The sequence below is a fragment of the Microbacterium sp. Z6_144 genome, assembly GCF_057197625.1.
Map to the genome: position 1 here is coordinate 897115 of NZ_JBXVPT010000001.1, position 16812 is coordinate 913926.

Annotated in this window: 20 protein-coding genes; 11 read left to right on the forward strand and 9 right to left on the reverse strand. The window is 70.8% G+C overall.

Going from position 1 to position 16812, the window contains the following annotated elements:
- Window positions 1-2: 2 nt before the first annotated feature.
- Both AC2DGY_RS04390 and AC2DGY_RS04395 read right to left on the reverse strand, forming a co-directional pair.
- Window positions 3-326: a heavy-metal-associated domain-containing protein gene (locus AC2DGY_RS04390; RefSeq protein ID WP_484508484.1), complete on the reverse strand. Its 324-nt coding sequence runs from the start codon at window positions 324-326 to the stop codon at window positions 3-5.
- 27 nt (window positions 327-353) lie between these two features.
- A complete protein-coding gene (locus AC2DGY_RS04395) occupies window positions 354-635 on the reverse strand; it encodes a metal-sensitive transcriptional regulator (protein WP_484508485.1) in 282 nt (93 codons plus the stop codon).
- An 84-nt stretch (window positions 636-719) separates the two neighbouring features.
- On the opposite strand from AC2DGY_RS04395, the gene AC2DGY_RS04400 reads away from it, so the two are divergent.
- The 8 genes from AC2DGY_RS04400 (at window position 720) to AC2DGY_RS04435 (ending at window position 7257) form a co-directional block, all read left to right on the forward strand.
- Entirely contained in the window at window positions 720-1214 is a 495-nt protein-coding gene (locus AC2DGY_RS04400; RefSeq protein ID WP_484508486.1) for a MarR family winged helix-turn-helix transcriptional regulator, read from the forward strand.
- Window positions 1215-1249: 35 nt separating this feature from the next.
- Window positions 1250-1600, forward strand: a complete 351-nt coding sequence (locus tag AC2DGY_RS04405) for a hypothetical protein (RefSeq protein ID WP_484508487.1) — start codon at window positions 1250-1252, stop codon at window positions 1598-1600.
- A gap of 75 nt (window positions 1601-1675) precedes the next feature.
- On the forward strand, window positions 1676-2392 hold the full coding sequence (locus tag AC2DGY_RS04410) for a hypothetical protein (protein WP_484508488.1): 717 nt from the start codon (window positions 1676-1678) through the stop codon (window positions 2390-2392).
- Window positions 2393-2403: 11 nt separating this feature from the next.
- On the forward strand, window positions 2404-4908 hold the full coding sequence (locus AC2DGY_RS04415) for a DEAD/DEAH box helicase (protein ID WP_484508489.1): 2505 nt from the start codon (window positions 2404-2406) through the stop codon (window positions 4906-4908).
- Window positions 4909-4934: 26 nt separating this feature from the next.
- Window positions 4935-5150: an SCO4848 family membrane protein gene (locus AC2DGY_RS04420; protein ID WP_484508490.1), complete on the forward strand. Its 216-nt coding sequence runs from the start codon at window positions 4935-4937 to the stop codon at window positions 5148-5150.
- 108 nt (window positions 5151-5258) lie between these two features.
- A complete protein-coding gene (gene gnd / locus AC2DGY_RS04425; protein WP_484508491.1) occupies window positions 5259-6320 on the forward strand; it encodes a phosphogluconate dehydrogenase (NAD(+)-dependent, decarboxylating) in 1062 nt (353 codons plus the stop codon).
- A gap of 108 nt (window positions 6321-6428) precedes the next feature.
- Complete coding sequence (locus AC2DGY_RS04430) at window positions 6429-6932, forward strand: bifunctional nuclease family protein (RefSeq protein ID WP_484508492.1); 504 nt, start codon at window positions 6429-6431, stop codon at window positions 6930-6932.
- 121 nt (window positions 6933-7053) lie between these two features.
- Complete coding sequence (locus AC2DGY_RS04435) at window positions 7054-7257, forward strand: hypothetical protein (protein ID WP_484508493.1); 204 nt, start codon at window positions 7054-7056, stop codon at window positions 7255-7257.
- Between the two features lie 309 nt (window positions 7258-7566).
- On the opposite strand, the gene AC2DGY_RS04440 is transcribed toward AC2DGY_RS04435, so the two are convergent.
- From AC2DGY_RS04440 to AC2DGY_RS04450, 3 genes are all read right to left on the reverse strand, one after another.
- Window positions 7567-8874, reverse strand: a complete 1308-nt coding sequence (locus AC2DGY_RS04440; RefSeq protein WP_484508494.1) for an HNH endonuclease signature motif containing protein — start codon at window positions 8872-8874, stop codon at window positions 7567-7569.
- Window positions 8875-9130: 256 nt separating this feature from the next.
- A complete protein-coding gene (locus AC2DGY_RS04445) occupies window positions 9131-10168 on the reverse strand; it encodes an LLM class flavin-dependent oxidoreductase (RefSeq protein WP_484508495.1) in 1038 nt (345 codons plus the stop codon).
- Between the two features lie 69 nt (window positions 10169-10237).
- The gene (locus AC2DGY_RS04450; RefSeq protein WP_484508496.1) at window positions 10238-10426 is read right to left on the reverse strand and encodes a hypothetical protein; all 189 of its coding nucleotides are present in this window, start codon (window positions 10424-10426) and stop codon (window positions 10238-10240) included.
- Between the two features lie 201 nt (window positions 10427-10627).
- Here AC2DGY_RS04450 and AC2DGY_RS04455 point away from each other — a divergent pair, with 201 nt between their 5' ends.
- A complete protein-coding gene (locus tag AC2DGY_RS04455) occupies window positions 10628-11800 on the forward strand; it encodes a zinc-dependent alcohol dehydrogenase (protein ID WP_484508497.1) in 1173 nt (390 codons plus the stop codon).
- Here AC2DGY_RS04455 and AC2DGY_RS04460 read toward each other — a convergent pair.
- From AC2DGY_RS04460 to AC2DGY_RS04470, 3 genes are read right to left on the reverse strand one after another with little or no spacing between them, the layout of a single operon-like run.
- Entirely contained in the window at window positions 11778-12767 is a 990-nt protein-coding gene (locus AC2DGY_RS04460; protein ID WP_484508498.1) for a glycosyltransferase family 2 protein, read from the reverse strand. The genes AC2DGY_RS04455 and AC2DGY_RS04460 overlap by 23 nt on opposite strands.
- A gap of 13 nt (window positions 12768-12780) precedes the next feature.
- Window positions 12781-12966, reverse strand: a complete 186-nt coding sequence (locus tag AC2DGY_RS04465) for a CDGSH iron-sulfur domain-containing protein (protein ID WP_484508499.1) — start codon at window positions 12964-12966, stop codon at window positions 12781-12783.
- Window positions 12967-12980: 14 nt separating this feature from the next.
- On the reverse strand, window positions 12981-13928 hold the full coding sequence (locus tag AC2DGY_RS04470; protein WP_484508500.1) for an iron-containing redox enzyme family protein: 948 nt from the start codon (window positions 13926-13928) through the stop codon (window positions 12981-12983).
- A gap of 471 nt (window positions 13929-14399) precedes the next feature.
- Between AC2DGY_RS04470 and AC2DGY_RS04475 the strand changes: the two genes are divergently transcribed.
- Complete coding sequence (locus AC2DGY_RS04475; protein WP_484508501.1) at window positions 14400-14924, forward strand: DUF2231 domain-containing protein; 525 nt, start codon at window positions 14400-14402, stop codon at window positions 14922-14924.
- 1 nt (window position 14925) lies between these two features.
- Here the strand turns inward: AC2DGY_RS04475 and AC2DGY_RS04480 are convergent, their stop codons facing one another.
- Window positions 14926-15882, reverse strand: a complete 957-nt coding sequence (locus AC2DGY_RS04480) for an SDR family NAD(P)-dependent oxidoreductase (protein ID WP_484508502.1) — start codon at window positions 15880-15882, stop codon at window positions 14926-14928.
- Between the two features lie 154 nt (window positions 15883-16036).
- On the opposite strand from AC2DGY_RS04480, the gene AC2DGY_RS04485 reads away from it, so the two are divergent.
- Window positions 16037-16795 carry an MBL fold metallo-hydrolase gene (locus AC2DGY_RS04485; RefSeq protein WP_484508503.1) on the forward strand — a complete coding sequence of 253 codons (759 nt, stop codon included), beginning with the start codon at window positions 16037-16039 and terminating at the stop codon, window positions 16793-16795.
- The last annotated feature ends 17 nt before the right edge of the window (window positions 16796-16812 follow it).

Genomic DNA, 16812 nt, shown 5'->3' on the forward strand with positions numbered 1-16812 from the left:
GGCTAGCTCGCGAGGGTGTAGCCGGCCTCGTCGATCGCTGCGCTCAGTGCGTCGGGGGAGAGGGGTGCGGTACCGCGCACCGTCACGCGCGACGTGCCACCGGCCACCAGCTCGACGTCGACGTCCGTCACACCCTCGAGGGCGGTGATCTCCTGGGTGACCGCGCGGACGCAGTGGCTGCAGGTCATCCCGTCCACGGCCAGCTCGGTGACGACGGGGGTCGATGTCGGCGCGCTCGCCTCGGCCGGCGCGCCGCACATGCAGGAGTCGCCGCCGCACCCGGCGGCGGGGGCGGTCAGTCCGAGGTCCAGACGCTGAACGGTCATGATCTTCTCCTTCTCAGGCAATGCGGTTCACGAACGGACGAGACGCGCGATGGCCTCGTTCGCTTCGCGGAGTTTCTCTTGGGCGACGGGCCCGCCTTCGGTCGTGGCCTCGGCCACGCAGTGGCTGAGGTGATCGCTCAGCAGCGACAGGGCGACGGTCTCCAGCGCCTTGGTCGCGGCGGAGACCTGGGTGAGGATGTCGATGCAGTACTTGTCGTCCTCGACCATCCGCGCGATGCCGCGCACCTGGCCCTCCGCGCGCCGCAGCCGCTTGAGCAGATCCGCTTTGCTGCCCTCGTACCCCTGCATGCGCCCATGATACCCCGGGAGGGTATATTGCACGGTGGCGGGATGCTGCCGCCACGGCGCGCCCGGAGGCGTTACGGTCGGATCATGACTTCCTCCGACCGCGACGACGAGGTCGATCTGCTCATCGACGCGTGGTCGCGCCGTCTGCCGGAGATCGATCTCACGCCGCTGGATGTCATGTCGCGCCTTCGCCGCGCGTCGCATCGGCTCACGAGGCTCCGGGCGGGAGCCTTCGCGCATGCGGGCCTGTCGGCGTGGGAATTCGATGTTCTGGCGGCGCTGCGGCGAGGGGAGGCGCCGCACGAGATGAACCCGGCGCAGCTGATCGAGGCGACGATGATCGGCTCGGCCGCGATGACGAATCGCCTGGAGAAGCTCACCGCGCGGCGCCTGGTCGAGCGGCGCCCGAACGAGTCCGACCGGCGGAGCATCCTCGTCCGCCTGACGCCGGAGGGAGCCGCGCGGGTGGATGCGGCCATGACCGAGCTCGTGCGGCGCGAGGCCGAGGAGCTGCGGGCACTGACGCGCACGGATCAAGCCGACCTCGCGCGCATCCTGCGCCTTCTCGTCGAACCCTGACGCGACCGCTCGGCCCGTCGCACCACAATGGAGGCGTGGCCCCACCGACCAGCAGCGGAGCAGCCCGACGCTCGTGCCTCAGCCGCCGCGCCGGCCAGATGTGCACCCGGGAGGCCGGCCACCGTGGCCTCCACAACCGCGTCGGCACGGGGTTGTGGAGCGAGCGCGAGGCCGACGCCCCCCGATGCCCGGGCGGCGGGCAGCCGGCCCAGCCGGCCGCGGCTCTCCCGGACGGCTATCCCGGCGGGCGTGCCCTCTGCTCGGCGTGCTGGGGCTTCGTGCCCATGGATGGCGGCGCGCTCGCCGAGCACGACTCGTGGCGCGGCGACGCGGACGAGGAGGAATCCGATCGGCGTCGGGCGTGGTTCAACACGCACGGCTGGTGACCGCGGATCGACCGCGCCCGGGCTCGCGTCCATCGTCATCGCCCCCGCGGTCATCCACGGTGTGATGCTGTAACGATGGAGGACACGAGCGACGAGCTGCGGATGCTGCGCGCTCGCGCGTACGGACCGTCGGCCGACATCCACGCCGACCCGCAGGCGCTCGCCCGTCTTGCCGCGCTCGAGGACGCCGAGCGCAGGGCCGCGTCGCCGGCCGACGTCCCCGACGCTGCCCCGCCGGCCGAGCCCGCCCCGCCGGCCGAGGCCGATGGCCCCCCGCCACCCGCCCCGGCGCCCACGCCGCGCGCCGCCTGGGCGCCCCGGTGGGCGGCGATCCTGTGGCCGGCGTCGGTCGTCGCGGCCGCGGCCCTGGGTGCGGTCTCGGCCGCCATCCCCGTGGTCTCGCGCGACGGCGGCGGGGCGCAGGTGGCGACCCTCTCGGAGGATCCGAACTTCCAGTGGCCGGAGAACTTCTTCGGTCCCCCCGAAGACGGCGGCGCGGGGTACGAGGACTTCTTCGGCCTGACCGTGATGACCACCTCGGGCGGCCGGTGGCAGCCCGACACCAGTGACGAATGCATCGTGGTGACCAGCGTCGCGCCGGACGACGACGGAACCTCGTCCCCCTCCCTGCTCTACACCGGGTGCGGCGCGGGAGCGTTCCCCGCCATCGCGGTGCTCAGGGTCGATTCGACGCTCCCGGAGAGCATCCGGGAGCGCTTCCCCGCCGGTAGCGCCCTGCAGTTCGTGTTCGACGGTGAGCGGGTGGGGGTCTTCACCGACGCCGGGGAGTGAGAGGGTGGAGTGTGCCCCCCACCCTGCTCGATCTCGTCCCGGTCGGCGCCGATGACGACACCGTCTACGGCGGCTTCGTGTCGTGGGCCACCGAGCGCGGGCTGACGCTCTACCCCGCGCAGGACGAAGCGGTGATCGAGCTCGTCTCCGGCGCCAACGTGATCCTGTCCACGCCGACGGGGACGGGCAAGTCACTGGTCGCCGTGGCCGCGCACGCCGCGTGCCTGGCCCGCGGGGGACGCACCTACTACACCGCCCCGATCAAGGCACTCGTGAGCGAGAAGTTCTTCGCGCTCGTCGACATCTTCGGAGCCGACAAGGTCGGCATGGTCACCGGCGACTCCTCCGTCAACGCGGATGCACCGATCATCTGCTGCACCGCCGAGATCCTCGCCAACCTCGCCCTCCGCCAGGGGCCCGACGCGGCCGTCGACCAGGTGGTGATGGACGAGTTCCACTACTACGGCGACCCCGAGCGAGGCGGAGCGTGGCAGGTGCCGCTGCTGCTGCTGCCGCGCGCGCAGTTCCTGCTGATGTCGGCGACGCTCGGCGACGTCACCGCGATCGCCGATGACCTCGCTCGCCGCACCGGTCGCCCCACCGCCCGGGTCACCGGCGTGGAGCGGCCCGTGCCTCTGCACTTCTCCTACGCTCGCACTCCCGTGCACGAGACGGTGCAGGAGCTCCTCGACACCCGCCAGGCGCCCATTTACATCGTGCACTTCTCGCAGGCCGCGGCGATGGAGCAGGCACAGGCCCTTTCCAGCATCCGCATCATCTCCCGCGAGCAGCGGGACGAGATCGCCGAGGCGATCGGCGGGTTCCGCTTCACCACCGGATTCGGGCGCACCCTCTCGCGCCTGGTGCGCTCCGGCATCGGAGTGCACCATGCCGGGATGCTGCCCCGCTACCGTCGGCTGGTCGAGACACTGGCCCAGCGGGGCCTCCTGCGGGTGATCTGCGGCACCGACACCCTGGGCGTCGGGATCAACGTCCCCATCCGCACGGTGCTGCTCACCGCGCTGTCGAAGTACGACGGACAGCGCATGAGGCATCTCTCGGCGCGGGAGTTCCATCAGATCGCCGGGCGGGCGGGCCGCGCCGGGTTCGACACGGCGGGCACGGTCGTCGTCCTCGCCCCCGAGCACGAGATCGAGAACGCGACCGCGGTGGCCAAAGCCGGGGACGACCCGAAGAAACTGCGGAAGGTCGTTCGCAAGAAGCCGCCGCAGGGATTCGTGAACTGGAGCGAGGGCACGTTCGAGCGCCTCGTCTCCGCCGAGCCCGAACCACTCGTGCCGCACCTGCAGATGACCGCGGCGATGCTGATCAACGTCATCGCCCGCGGCGGGGACGTGTTCGGCAACGTCCGAGCACTCGTCTTCGACAACCACGAGCCCCGCGCCCGCCAGCGGGAGCTCGCCCGTCGTGCCCTGGCGCTGTTCCGGACCCTGCGCGCTGCCGACGTGGTCGAGGTCGTCGGGGGCGAGGTGCGGCTCACGGTGGAGTTGCAAGCCAATTTCGCGCTCAACCAGCCGCTGTCGCCGTTCGCGCTCGCCGCCATCGAGCTGCTCGATCCCGAAGACCGCACGGGCGCCGCCGGGACCGGGCACTACGCCCTGGACGTCGTGAGCGTGATCGAGGCCACCCTCGACGATCCTCGGCAGATCCTGTCGCAGCAGGAGCATCTGGCGCGCGGGGAGGCGGTCGCCGCGATGAAGCGCGACGGCCTCGACTACGACCAGCGCATGGAGGCGCTGGAGGAGATCACCTACCCGCGGCCGCTGGCCGAGCTGCTGGCCCAGTCCTTCGAGGTCTTCGCCTCGAGCCAGCCGTGGGTGCGCGACTTCGCCCTCTCGCCGAAGTCGGTGGTGCGCGACATGTTCGAGCGTGCCCTGTCGTTCGGCGAGTTCGTGTCGCTGTACTCCCTCGCTCGCAGCGAGGGCCTCGTCCTGCGCTACCTCAGCGACGCGTACCGCGCGATACGCCAGACGGTGCCGGTGGAGGCGCAGACCCCCGACCTTCTCGACCTGATCGAGTGGCTGGGCGAGCTGGTGCGTCAGGTGGATTCGAGTCTCGTGGACGAGTGGGCGGCGCTCATCGCCCCGCCCGCCGAACAGGATGCGCCGGTGGTCCCGCCGGCGCCGCCGTCGGTGCTGACGAACCGTCGTGCCTTCGGGGTGCTGGTGCGCAACGAGATGTTCCGCCGCGTGCAGCTGGCGGCGCTGCAGCGCGACGACGAGCTGGCCCTCCTCGATCCCGACGTGGACTGGTCGGCCGCGCTGGATGCCTACTATGCCGAGCACGACGAGCTTCTCACCGGTGGTCCGGCCCGCTCGGCCGCCCTGGTCGCGATCGACGAGACCGACGCGGCATCCGGGATCTGGCGCGTCGAACAGACCCTCGATGACCCCGCCGGCGATCACGACTGGCGGATCCGGGCGGTCGTCGACCTGGCTGCATCCGAGGAGGCGGGTACAGCCGTCGTCCGCGGCACCGAGGTGGTCCGGCTGTAAGCGGGTGCGCGCCTAGGCTCGGGAGGGTGGAGACCTCGCTCGCGATCCTGCTGCTCGTCAACGCTGTCTTCAACGTGGTCGTCTGGCCGCGTTTCTACGGCCGGGTGGCGAAGGATCCGCGCGCACGGGACGCGGCGGGGAAACCCACGCGGTTCCTGATCGTGCATGTCGTGCTCATCGCCGTCGCCCTCGTCCTGGCTCTCGCTTCGGCCATCGCCGGAGTGGCCGCCCTCGTGAGCTGAGCCCGCGGCGGCCGACGCCCACGCACGCCCGGCCCCGGGGGCTACCGGAGTCCCTAGACTCGCGGTGGAGCCCGTCCGGCTCCGGACGCCGCTGGGAGGAGCCACGAGATGCAACTGGCCATGGTGGGACTGGGGAGAATGGGCGCCAACATCGCGCGGCGCCTCATGCGCGACGGGCACGAGTGCATCGTCTACGACGTCAACCCCGCATCGGTGGCGACCCTGGAGGGCGAGGGAGCCATCGGCGCGCGCGATTTCGCCGACCTCGCCGCCCGGATGACGGCACCCCGCGCGGTGTGGCTGATGATCCCCGCGGGCCTGACCGGCGGTGTGGTCGAAGAGGTCGCGGCGGTGCTCGAGCCGGGCGACATCATCATCGACGGCGGCAACTCGAACTACCGCGACGACGTCCGGCGGGCGGCCGCTCTGCGCGAGCGCGGCATCCACTACGTCGATGTCGGCACGAGCGGCGGCGTGTTCGGACTCGACCGCGGCTACTGCCTCATGGTGGGCGGACCGGATGAGGCGTTCACCTACATCGAGCCGGTGCTGCGGACGATCTCCCCCGGGCCCGGCGAGATTCCGCGCACGCCCGGTCGTGACGGGGACTATGCCCCGGAGGAGAGCGGCTACCTGCACTGCGGCCCCTCGGGTGCCGGACACTTCGTGAAGATGGTGCACAACGGCATCGAGTACGGCGTCATGGCCTCGATCGCCGAGGGGCTCAACATCCTGCACAACGCCGACGCCGGCCTGCGCGAGTCCACGCACTCCGCCGAAGTCGCACCTCTGGAGGAGCCGGAGTTCTACCAGTTCGACATCGACACCCCGAAAGTCGCCGAGCTGTGGCGACGGGGCTCGGTGATCTCTTCGTGGCTGCTCGATCTCACCGCCGCCGCGCTCGAGGACAACCCGAGGCTCGAGGGGCTGGCCGGTCGTGTATCGGACTCGGGAGAGGGACGGTGGACGGTGAAGGCGGCGGTGGACGTCGGTGTGCCCGCGCCCGTGCTGGCGGCCTCGTTGTTCGAGCGGTTCGCCTCACGGGGGGAGGATCGCTTCGCCAATAAGGTGCTCTCGGCGATGCGGCTCCAGTTCGGCGGGCACCAGGAGCTCCCGGCGGGCGACGTGCTCGAAGCCGGCGGTGCCAACTCCGACAGCTCCTCGCGCTGAGCGGCCGCCACTCCACTCGTGCACCGCGTCGCGAGCGGGCGCAACCCCGGATGACGGATGCGGGGGCCGGACGTAGGCTGAAGGACATCTCACCGCACGGGGGGCAGCATGGTTCGGGTACGCGTGGCCGGAGTCGCGCTGGACTCCGCCCAGCAGCATGTGATCCTCCTGAAGCCCGTCGGACCCTCCGAGGCCGCCGGGTCGGTGCTGCCGGTGTGGATCGGAGCGCAGGAGGCGACCTCGATCCTGGTCGCCGTGGAAGGGGTGGTACCGCCGCGTCCGCTCGCGCATGACCTGATGGTGCGCCTGGTCGAGGCCTTGGAGGGCACGGTCGAGCGCGTCGAGGTGACGCGCGTGGACGGCGGGACGTTCTACGCCGAGGTCACCCTCTTCACGCCGCATGGCCTGCGCGTGATCGATGCCCGGCCATCGGACGCGATCGCGCTGGCGTCCCGCCTGGATGCACCGATCTGGGTCGCCGACGCCGTCTTCGCCGAGGCGGGCGTGCCGGAGTCGCTGGCCGAGCCCGCGGACGAGGTCGACGAAGAGGAGAAGCTCGACGAATTCCGTCGATTCCTCGACGACGTCGACCCGGACGACTTCGTCCCCTGAACCCGGTGCCTGGGGTCCATGTCGTTCGTCAAGAGGTTGAGCGATCTCGAGGCGTGCGGCTGCTGCTGTGAGCGGTCTGGGGATTCGTAGTCCAGCGGGGGTTCGTTCGTAGGATCGTGACATGCCGAACCATCGGGTGGCGGGTGTGCCCAGGTGGGTGCGGGTCGTGGTGTGGAGCATCGCGGTCAGCCTCGCGGTGCTGGGGATTGTGCTCGCGATCGTGTCGAGCAGCTTCTGGCCCCTGATTGCGTTCGCGGGCTTGGCTATCCCGATGTTCCCGATCGGAACGCCTCGAACTTCGGGTTCCGGGTCCGGCCGAGCTTGAGCGCGCGATCAGGCCGCCAGTTCGCCGCCTGTGATTCCGTGTGACCGCTGGTAGAGAGCGCCGTCACGGAGCATTGCGATAGCACGTCAGATCGGCGAGCGCATACGGCATCGCCCGCGGTCGGTTGTAGGGCTTGTTGCCGGTCCGGTCGAGAGCGACCGCGTGATGTTCGCCTCTGCCGACCTCGAGTCCGGCGAACACACCGACCTGGTCGTCGTTGCGGATGTCGAGCCCGGCAGGCTGCCACCGCCCAGCATCCTCGCTGAATGGCTAAGGAAAGTAACGGGGGCGAACGGTCGGTCCGACGGGTCAGAACGGTGGTGGGTCGCCCTCGGGTACGAACACCACGCGCGGTGGCGGCTGGTCGGTATAGGTGTTGCCGAGCGGGCTCGTGAATTCGAGGGCGCCGTGTGGCAGCTGCCGGACGGTCCACTCGGTCTCGGATTTCAGCGTGTGATGTCGGACGCAGAAGTGGCTGAGGTTGCCGATCGCGGTAGCGCCGCCGTCGTGATGCTCATGATTGTGGTCGAGCTGGCAGCGGTGGGCGGGGGTGCGGCATCCGAACCCGCGGCAGTGCTGGTCGCGGGCTTGGAGGAAGCGTTTCTGTTCGAGTGCGGGGGTGTACCGGTCGACTTCGAGGACGGTGCCGGTGATCGGATCGCACAGCACCCGGTCCCAACCGGGGGCGTCACCCGCGAGGCGCCGGGCGGTGGCGGGGTCGATGGGGACCCGACCGTGCAGGCTCGCCCCGGTGTCGGTGGTGCCGGCCAGGGTGATGGCGGGCACGATGATCTGCACGTGCGCGCGGATCGCGCCGAGCCCGCCCGGGCTTCGGTCGGCGACCGGATCGATGGCGGGTGCTCCGGTGAGGAGCATGTCGGCGACGAGGTCGGCGGAGATCTGGCGGAGCGTGCGCGTGTCATCGATCTCCGCCTCATCCACTTCGTCCGCGGATGCGTCCGCCTCTGGCGCCTGCTCGGCTGCCCTGCGCTCGCGCTCCGCATTCGCGGCATCGCGGATCTCGCGGGCCTGCTGGGTGATGCGGTCGCGGGCTCCATAGGCGAGGGTCGCGGGGAGCAGCACCTGCAGCAGGGCCATCCCGTCATCCAGATCGAGAACGCTCACGCCGCGGGCCTCGTTGGCGCGGGCGTGGCGTTCGGTCATCCCGACCGGGTTGACCACCTCGGCCAGCTCCCGCGCGTACGCCCGGGTACGGCCGGGGGTCTCCCGGGCGGCGAAGCCGAGAACGGTCTCCTCCCACGCCCCGCGCACGCCATCGTCGTCGATCGTCGTCCCGGTTTCGAGGATCACGTCCGCGTGCCGTTTCGAGATCCGCGCCGCCTCCAGCGCGTCCACTGTCGCGGCGAACCGGGTGACGAGGACGTAAGCGTCGTTGAGCTCCTTCTGCGCGGTGAGGTCGTGCACATGAGTGGCGAACGCGACCTCCGCCGCGGTCGACCGCATCGGCATCTCGCGCTTCCGGGAGGCGTGGGAGCTCATCCGCCCGATCTGCTCGATCGCGACCTCAGCGACGACCGCGTGGTGGCGGATCAGCTCGGCCTGCACCTTCGCGAGCATCGCCTTCTGCTCCACGATCCCGGCGAGACCCGCACGCATCCGCGTGGCATCATCCGGCCGGGTTTCCCCAGGTTGGGAGCTATTTTCCATACCTCAGAAACTACTCCGGGCCACCGACATTCCAGACGCCCCGGCCGCCACTCGGCAAACCTGTGGAGAACTCGCGAAGCTCGTTCGCTGTGCACTGAAAGGTGCGAACGCACCGAAGCGACGGACCCCTCGGCCACGTCCTGCGGGGAGGAATCCCGTCGGCCGGTTCACAGCCGGCCACGCGCGGGTGGCGGCTCCGATTCCATCAGGCGGTAGGAGCGAGCGTCGACTGCCAGCCGAGCGAGGGCGCCACGTACCGGGCGAACGACTCGACGATCCGCAGATTCCAGTCCACCCCGAGCTGGCTCGGGATCGTGAGGACCAGGGTGTCCGCGCTGCGGATGGCGGCGTCGTCCAGGAGCTGGTCGATGAGCACGTCCGGTTCGGCCGCGTACGTGCGGCCGAATGTCGAGCGCATCCCGTCGATGATGCCCACCTGGTCGGAGTCCTGACCACCGCGCAGGAGCATCGCGTCCCGTTCGCTCGTGATCGGGAAGATGCTCCGGCTGACCGACACGCGCGGCTCACCGGCATGCCCGGCCTCGCGCCAGGCGGCGCGGAAGGCGTCGATCTGCTGCGCCTGCAGCTCGTCGAACGGCACGCCGCGGTCCTCGCTGATGAGCGTTGAGGACATCAGGTTCACCCCGATGCGACCCGCCCACTCCGCGGTGGCGATGGTTCCTGCACCCCACCACACGCGCGAGCGCAGGCCCGGCGAATGCGGCTCGATGCGCTGCATCCCGCTGCCCACGCCGAACGGGCTGGCCGGGTCGGGCTCGGCGAGTCCTTCCCCGTCGATGGCGCGCAGGAACAGGTCGAAGTGATCCCGGGCGATGTCGGCGCCGCGCGGATCGGCCGACCCCGTGTAGCCGAACGCCTCGTAGCCGCGCACCACCGTCTCGGGTGACCCACGGCTCACGCCGAGGGCGAGTCGTCCGCGACTGAGGAGGTCGACGGCCGCAGCCTCTTCGGCGAGATACAGCGGGTTCTCGTAGCGCATGTCGATGACGCCCGTCCCGATCTCGATGCGCTGGGTCCGCGCCGCGATCGCGGCGAGAAGGGGCATCGGCGAGGAGTGCTGACGGGCGAAGTGGTGCACGCGGAAGTACGTGCCGTTGACGCCGAGGTCGTCCATGCCCTGCGCGAGGTCGACCGCCTGGAGGAGCGTGTCGCCCGCGGTGAGCTCGCGGCCACCGCCGAGGGGGCCGTAGTGCCCGAAGGAAAGGGTGCCGAATCGCTGCATAACAGGGGGAACCCGCCGGCCGCCGGATGCATTCCCGTGAATGCATGAGCCGGTGGCCGGCGGGTGCGGTCACTGCGCCGCTGTCGGGTCGTCGTGGTCGACCTCGTCGTCATCGTCCACCGCGAGGTGTTCGGCGATGGCGACGTCGTCCGCGCGGGCCGGAGCCTGGTCGGCGAGGTCGGCGCGGTCGCGGTTCGGATAACCGGAATCCGTGCGGAGGTCGGGCTCGGGATTCTGCGGGGCGGCGGGGTCGGACATGCCGGTTCCTTTCGTCGGGAACTCCATCGCATCGCACCGGCCGGTCCCGTGGGATGGGCTTGACAGCCGCCGGCCCCGCGATACCGCGGTAGCCCGGGCCGGTCTGCACTGTCAATCCCCTCCATCCCGCCTCCGCCGGCCGACATCCTCGGGAGTACGGATGCGCGGTCGCGCCTCCGTGAGGCGAAGGAGCGCAACGGCATGAGGGCACTGACCTGGCAGGGAAAGCGCAACGTCGCAGTCAAGGAGGTGCCCGACCCGCGCATCCAGCACCCCACGGACGCGATCGTGCGCATCACGTCGACGGCGATCTGCGGGTCCGACCTGCACCTGTACGAAGTGTTCGGGCCGTTCCTCGATGCGGGAGACATCCTCGGGCACGAGGCGATGGGCATCGTCGAAGAGGTGGGCGCCGACGTCACCACGCTCGCGCCCGGCGATCGTGTCGTCGTCCCCTTCAACATCGCGTGCGGGCACTGCTTCATGTGCCGCAACGGACTGCAGTCCCAGTGCGAGACCACGCAGGTGACCGAGTACGGGTCGGGCGCGGCGCTGTTCGGCTACACCAAGCTCTACGGCCAGGTCCCGGGGGGACAGGCGGGGATGCTGCGGGTACCCCTGGCCGAATACAACACCGTCCTCGTGGGCAAAGAGCTGCCCGATGACCGGTACCTCTTCCTCAGCGACATCCTCCCCACCGCGTGGCAGGGGGTGGAGTATGCGAACCTGCCCGACAACGGCACGCTCGTGGTGCTGGGGCTCGGACCCGTCGGGCAGTTCGCCTCCCGCATCGGCGTGCACCGCGGGCACAGGGTCATCGCGATCGACTCCGTGCCGGAGCGACGCGAGATGGCGGCACGGTTCGGTGTGGAGGCCTGGGATGAGGCCGACGCCGTCGAACGGATCCGCGATGCCACCGAGGGGCGCGGCGCCGACGCCGTGATCGACGCGGTGGGCCTGGAGGCGCACGGGAGCCCCGCCGCGCAGCTCGCGCACCAGGCGATCGGGGTCCTCCCGGACGCACTCGCCCGTCCCCTGATGGAGCGGGCGGGAGTCGACCGGCTCGCCGCCCTCCACGCCTCGATCGACATGGTGCGCCGCGGCGGCACGGTGTCGATCAGTGGCGTGTATGCCGGCGACGCCGACATCCTTCCGATGAAGACGATGTTCGACAAGCAGCTGACCCTCCGGATGGGGCAGTGCAACGTCAAGCGGTGGATCGATGACCTGCTTCCACTCGTCGAGGATGCGGCCGATCCCCTGGGCACCGAGCGGCTGGTTACCCACCGGGCACCGCTCGAGGAGGCGCCCGAGCTGTACCGGACCTTTCAGCGCAAGGAGGACGGCTGCATCAAGGTCGTCCTTCAGCCGTGAGCCCGGCGCGGCCCGCGATGGCGCCGCGGTGGCGTTCGCGGAGCAGGCGCGACGGGGTCGCGGCGCGGGGGAGTCGCCGGCCGGCGTAGTTCACTCCGCCTCGCGCGCGCTGGAGCACCGCCAGCCAGGCCGTGACACCGCGCTCGAGCATCCACAGCGGGACCCACAACGCGCTCGTGGGCGGGAAGACCCTCCGCCCGCCGTGCCGTCGCCGGCCGGCTTCGGCGAGGAGGACGAGCGCCGTGGCGACGGCGGTGATCCGCAGCGGTCGGTGTCGGGCGAGGAGGACCAGGGGGAGGATCGCCAGTTCTGCGGCGAGACGGCCCGGCTGGGCGAGGCTGTCGTACGCCTGCCGAACCCGCTGGAAAAGGAAGTGGCGGGTCGACGGTGGCCGGCGGAGGACGAAGACATCGTCGCGAACCACCACGCGCCCGCCTGCGGCGCGGATGGTGCGCTCCATCTCCAGGTTCTCGAACAGCACGTCGGCGTCGTACCCGCCCGTCGCCCTCAGGGCCGATCGTCGGAGCCCGTACGTACCGGGGTAGTCGGCCCCCAGGGCCCGGTTGAGGAGCGAGCGCGCCGTGTCCCATCGCGCGTGCCAGGGCAGGGGGCGGAAATGGTTCTGCGGCTTCACCAGGTCGGCGTTCGCCAGCGCCGCCACCACCGCCGAGAGCGCGGCCGGGTCGTACCGGACGTCGTCGTCGGCGAGCACGATGCGCTCGTGCCGGGCCAGGCGCACGCCGGTGAGCACTCCGCACACCTTTCCGTTCGCACCGCTGTGATCATCCACCGGCACGTGACGGACGATTCCGGCCCAGGCGGCGGCGTGCGCGCAGAACCTCTCGGGGGCCGACCCGTCGACCACCGTGACCTCGATCGACCGGCTGAGCTCGCGGAGGTACGTGGTCAGCTCCGCCAGGCCGGCGTCATCGCTCCACTTCAGCGGGAGCACGTATTCCGCGGCCATACGCGGACCGGGCTCACTCGTCCGTGCGGAACCCTGCGGCCTTGTGGGTTCCGTCGCAGAACGGTTTGATCATCGACAGCCCGCAACGGCACAGTGCCACCGTGCGGCGCGTGCGGGGAATCGGCTCCCCGTCGGCGGTGCGCAGATCGGCGTCTCCGCGCAGCAGCAGAGGGCCGTCGGGGTAGGCCGTGATGGTCACGGGTCCCTCGTCCTTCATGCCGCAGTCCGCAGAGACGTCTCCGAGCGCGCCCAGGCGTCCATCATGTGCGCTCCCACCCATCCGTCCGCCACGAGGGACGCGGCGGCGCCGAACAGGATGTCGGGGAGCAGGTCGGGGCGGTCTTCGGCGAGCGCGCCCGCCATGTCGCGACCGGCGATCTGCTCGTGCACCGCATCGGCTTCGACGTGCTCGTCGAAATAGTCGGTGACCTCCGCGCTGTACCCCAGCCGTCGCAGGCCGTCGGCGTACTTCTTGTTCGGAATGGAGGAGGTCATCTCGAAGGCCGCGAGGTGTCCGACGACCGCTCCGAGGAGACGCCGGTTCAGGCCGAACATCGACATCACGTTGTGCGAGGCGAGGGTCACCGCGGGCACGGAATCGATGTAGGCCCCGTAGGTGTCGTCCAGGCCGGCGCCGCGCATGGATGCGGCGAACATCGTCGCGTGCACGCGGTCGGGCCGGCCGCCGCCGTACTCGTCGGCCTGGATCTCCACCAGGGCGGCCTTCGCCCGTCCGCGCAGACGCGGAATCGCCCACGAGTGCGGGTCGGCCTCGCGGAGGGTGTAGATGGAACGCTGGATGAAGAACTCCTGCGCCTGCTCGCGCGTGGCCTTCTTGAACAGGTACCGCGAGAGGCTCGGGCCGCTGTCGGCCGAGGTCATCTCGAAGAGCAGGCGGGCCACCGCATCCGCCGTCGGCTCCGGGGCGACCGGGACCTCCACTTCCGCGCGCAGTTGTGCCTCGAAAGCCTCCTCGAGAACCCTTCTCGTCCGCACGAGGCCGGGGTCCCACTCGAGGTCGGGGGAGAATCCGTCGATCGATCCGTAGGCGGAGGCGTACAGCGCGAACAGCGCCACCTGGATGTCATCGTCCCGCGCGATGTCGTCCGCGTCTGCCACGGCCTGCATCGCCCGCTCGAGATGCTCTTCGCTGTCGGTCACGCCCGTGAGCCGACGCACAACCGCGTCGCTCAGCGGACCTCGGGCCGAGAAGGGCACGCCTACCGCGGGCAGGGCGAAATCAACCACGGACACAGATTCTCCTGATCTCCCGGGCAACGCGACACTCCACCCTGTCGCCCGAGCCGCCGGGATGCACGCCCTTGACAACCATGTCGGGCCCCGACACGGCCTGCCGACCCGGGTGCGGGGATTGTCCACCCGCGGACACGCCACGGCAAGCCCCGTGAGGAACGCGGCGATCCGACGTTTGGTGGTCGGTAGGCGCCCACTCCGGTCGACCGGCCATCCCCTCGTCGGCGCAGCAAGGAGAATCATGTTCCTTCATCGGCACCAGGGTGCGGTCCCCGTGCCACCGCCCACGCACCCGGGCGCTCGATTCTCCGGCACGACCGAGCCGCCCCATGCGATGGGGAAGCTTGCCGGGCGCGCCCAGGACGCGCTGCACAAGGCATGAACGCGGCTCGGGACACGGCCTACCCCGGGATGCGGAGTGCGAAGGTTCCCGCCACCCCGCTCGCGGGCCCCTACGGGCATCCCTTCCACCCGGTCGCCATCACGATTCCGATCGGCGCGTGGTCGGCCAGCCTCGTCTTCGACATCATCGGGATGGTCGCCGATGACCCGGAGCCCTTCGCCATCGGGGCGCGTGTGCTCGTCCTGATCGGACTGATCGGTGCCGTGGTCGCCGCAGTGCTGGGACTGCTGGACCTGTCGCGCATTCCGCGGGGAACACCGGCGCACCGCACCGGTGTCATCCACGCGCTGCTCAACACGGCGGGGATCGTCCTGTTCGCCGTCGGCCTGGTCATCCGCTTCGCGGTGGGGGATGAGATCTCCGGATGGGCGGTCGCGATCAGCGTCGTCGCGCTCGGCGCGCTGGGCGTGTCGGGGTGGCTCGGCGGGAAGCTCGCCTATCGCTGGGGCGTGCGGGTCGCCGATGAGAGCACCCAGCGCGAAGGCTACGTCGAAACGTGACTCAGCGCCGGCGCCGTCGTCCCGCGAGGGACGCGGCGCCGGCGGCCGTCGCCAGGGCCACGACCACGCGCAGTGCCGGCGAACGCCAGCCACCCGTGACGGTTCTCGGGCCCGCCTGCGGCGACTCCAGCGCGCCCAGCGTGTCGGGGGTCGGCCGCCGGCGCAGACCGAGGCCGTCCATGAGGGTGCGGATGACGCGGTCATATACTCCCGGCAGCCCGGCGGACAGCAGGATCATGGACGACTGCACGAGGCCGACGTGGACCGCGTGCCGGCCCCGCCCCCGGGACGCGCGCTCCACGGCGCGGCCTACCCGGTAGGGCGATGACACCGGTGGAAGCGGATGCGGCGCGCGGCCGGTGACGTTCGTGGCGCGCTGGTAGATGGGCGTGTCGATCGTGGCGGGAAGGACGATCCGCACGTCGATGTCCTTCGCGCCGATCAATTCCTGCCGTAGGGAGCGGGCGAACCCCAGGAGCGCGAATTTACTGGCGACGTACGCCGACATGTACGGCGCCGCGATGCGCGAATACAGCGAGCCGACGAGCACGATGCGCCCCGAACCCTGGGCGCGGAAGACCGGCAGCACGTGCCGGACGCCGTCGACCTGGGCCACGACGTTGGTGTCGAGGATGCGCCGGAACACCTCGGTCGGCGTCTGCTCGACACTCCCGTAGGCGAGCACCCCCGACATGCCCACCCACACGTCGATGCGCCCGAACCGCGCGGCGGTGCGACGCACGACACCTTCCAGGACGGAGGGCTCGGTCCCGTCGCCGACCACCACCAGGACTTCTGCTCCGACTCCGCGGCACTGGGCAGCGGTCTCCGCGAGGCCCTCCTCGTCGCGGGCGACGAGGATCAGACGGCACCGGCGGCGGGCGAAGGAAAGGGCCGCAGCGCGCCCGATTCCTCGCGAAGCGCCGACGATCACAACGACGCGGCCTGCAGTGCGCATGGGTCCTCCCGGGCTCCCCGGAACGGTAGGTCCGACGGGCCGCGACGTTGAGAGGGTTGACAGCGGTGTCGGCTCGCGCATCGACGGCTACCAGGGCGCCCCCGCTGAGGCAACCCCGTGGGTCCTGGGCCCCCAGACGCGCACAGTGTCGGGCATGGCTCGCAACCCAGACGGTGTCTTCCCCGTCGCGGACGGGGTGATCCGCATCAGCCGCGCAGCGGTGAACTGCTACCTGGTTGTCACATCCGACGGTCCGGTGCTCATCGACGCGGGGCTGCCGCGGACGTGGCCACTTCTGCGGGAGGCACTTCAGTCGCTGGGATACCGGCCCGACGACCTCGCCGCGGTGTATCTCACGCACGGGCATTTCGACCACGTCGGCATGTGCGACCGGCTGCTGCACGACCATCACGTGCCCCTGCACATCCACGAGAAGGACGTTTCTCTGGCCAGACATCCCTACCGTTACGACCACGAACGGCCGCGTTTCCCCTACCCGGTGCGCCACCCGGGGGCGGTGCCGATCCTGGCGCGGATGGTGGCCGCCGGGGCTCTGGGCGTGCACGGCGTGGACGCTCACGGCGACGTGCATCCCGGCGAGGGAGCGTCCGCGCTCGGAGGCATCGTCCCGGTGTGGTCACCGGGGCACACCTACGGCCACTGTGCGTTCTTCCTCCCCGACCGGGGGATCCTCTTCTCCGGGGATGCGCTGGTGACGTACGACCCGTATACCGGCGAGACCGGACCGCGCGTGGTGGCCCGCGCGGCGACCGCCGACGGCAGCGCCGCGTTGGCGGCCCTGAACGCGCTGGGGGCCACCGGGGCGCGGATCGTCCTTCCCGGTCACGGCGAGCCCTTCGACGCCGGAGCGCGGGAGGCGGTGTCACGCGCGCAGGCGGCGGGGCTCGCGTGAGCGCCGCCCGCGCGCGC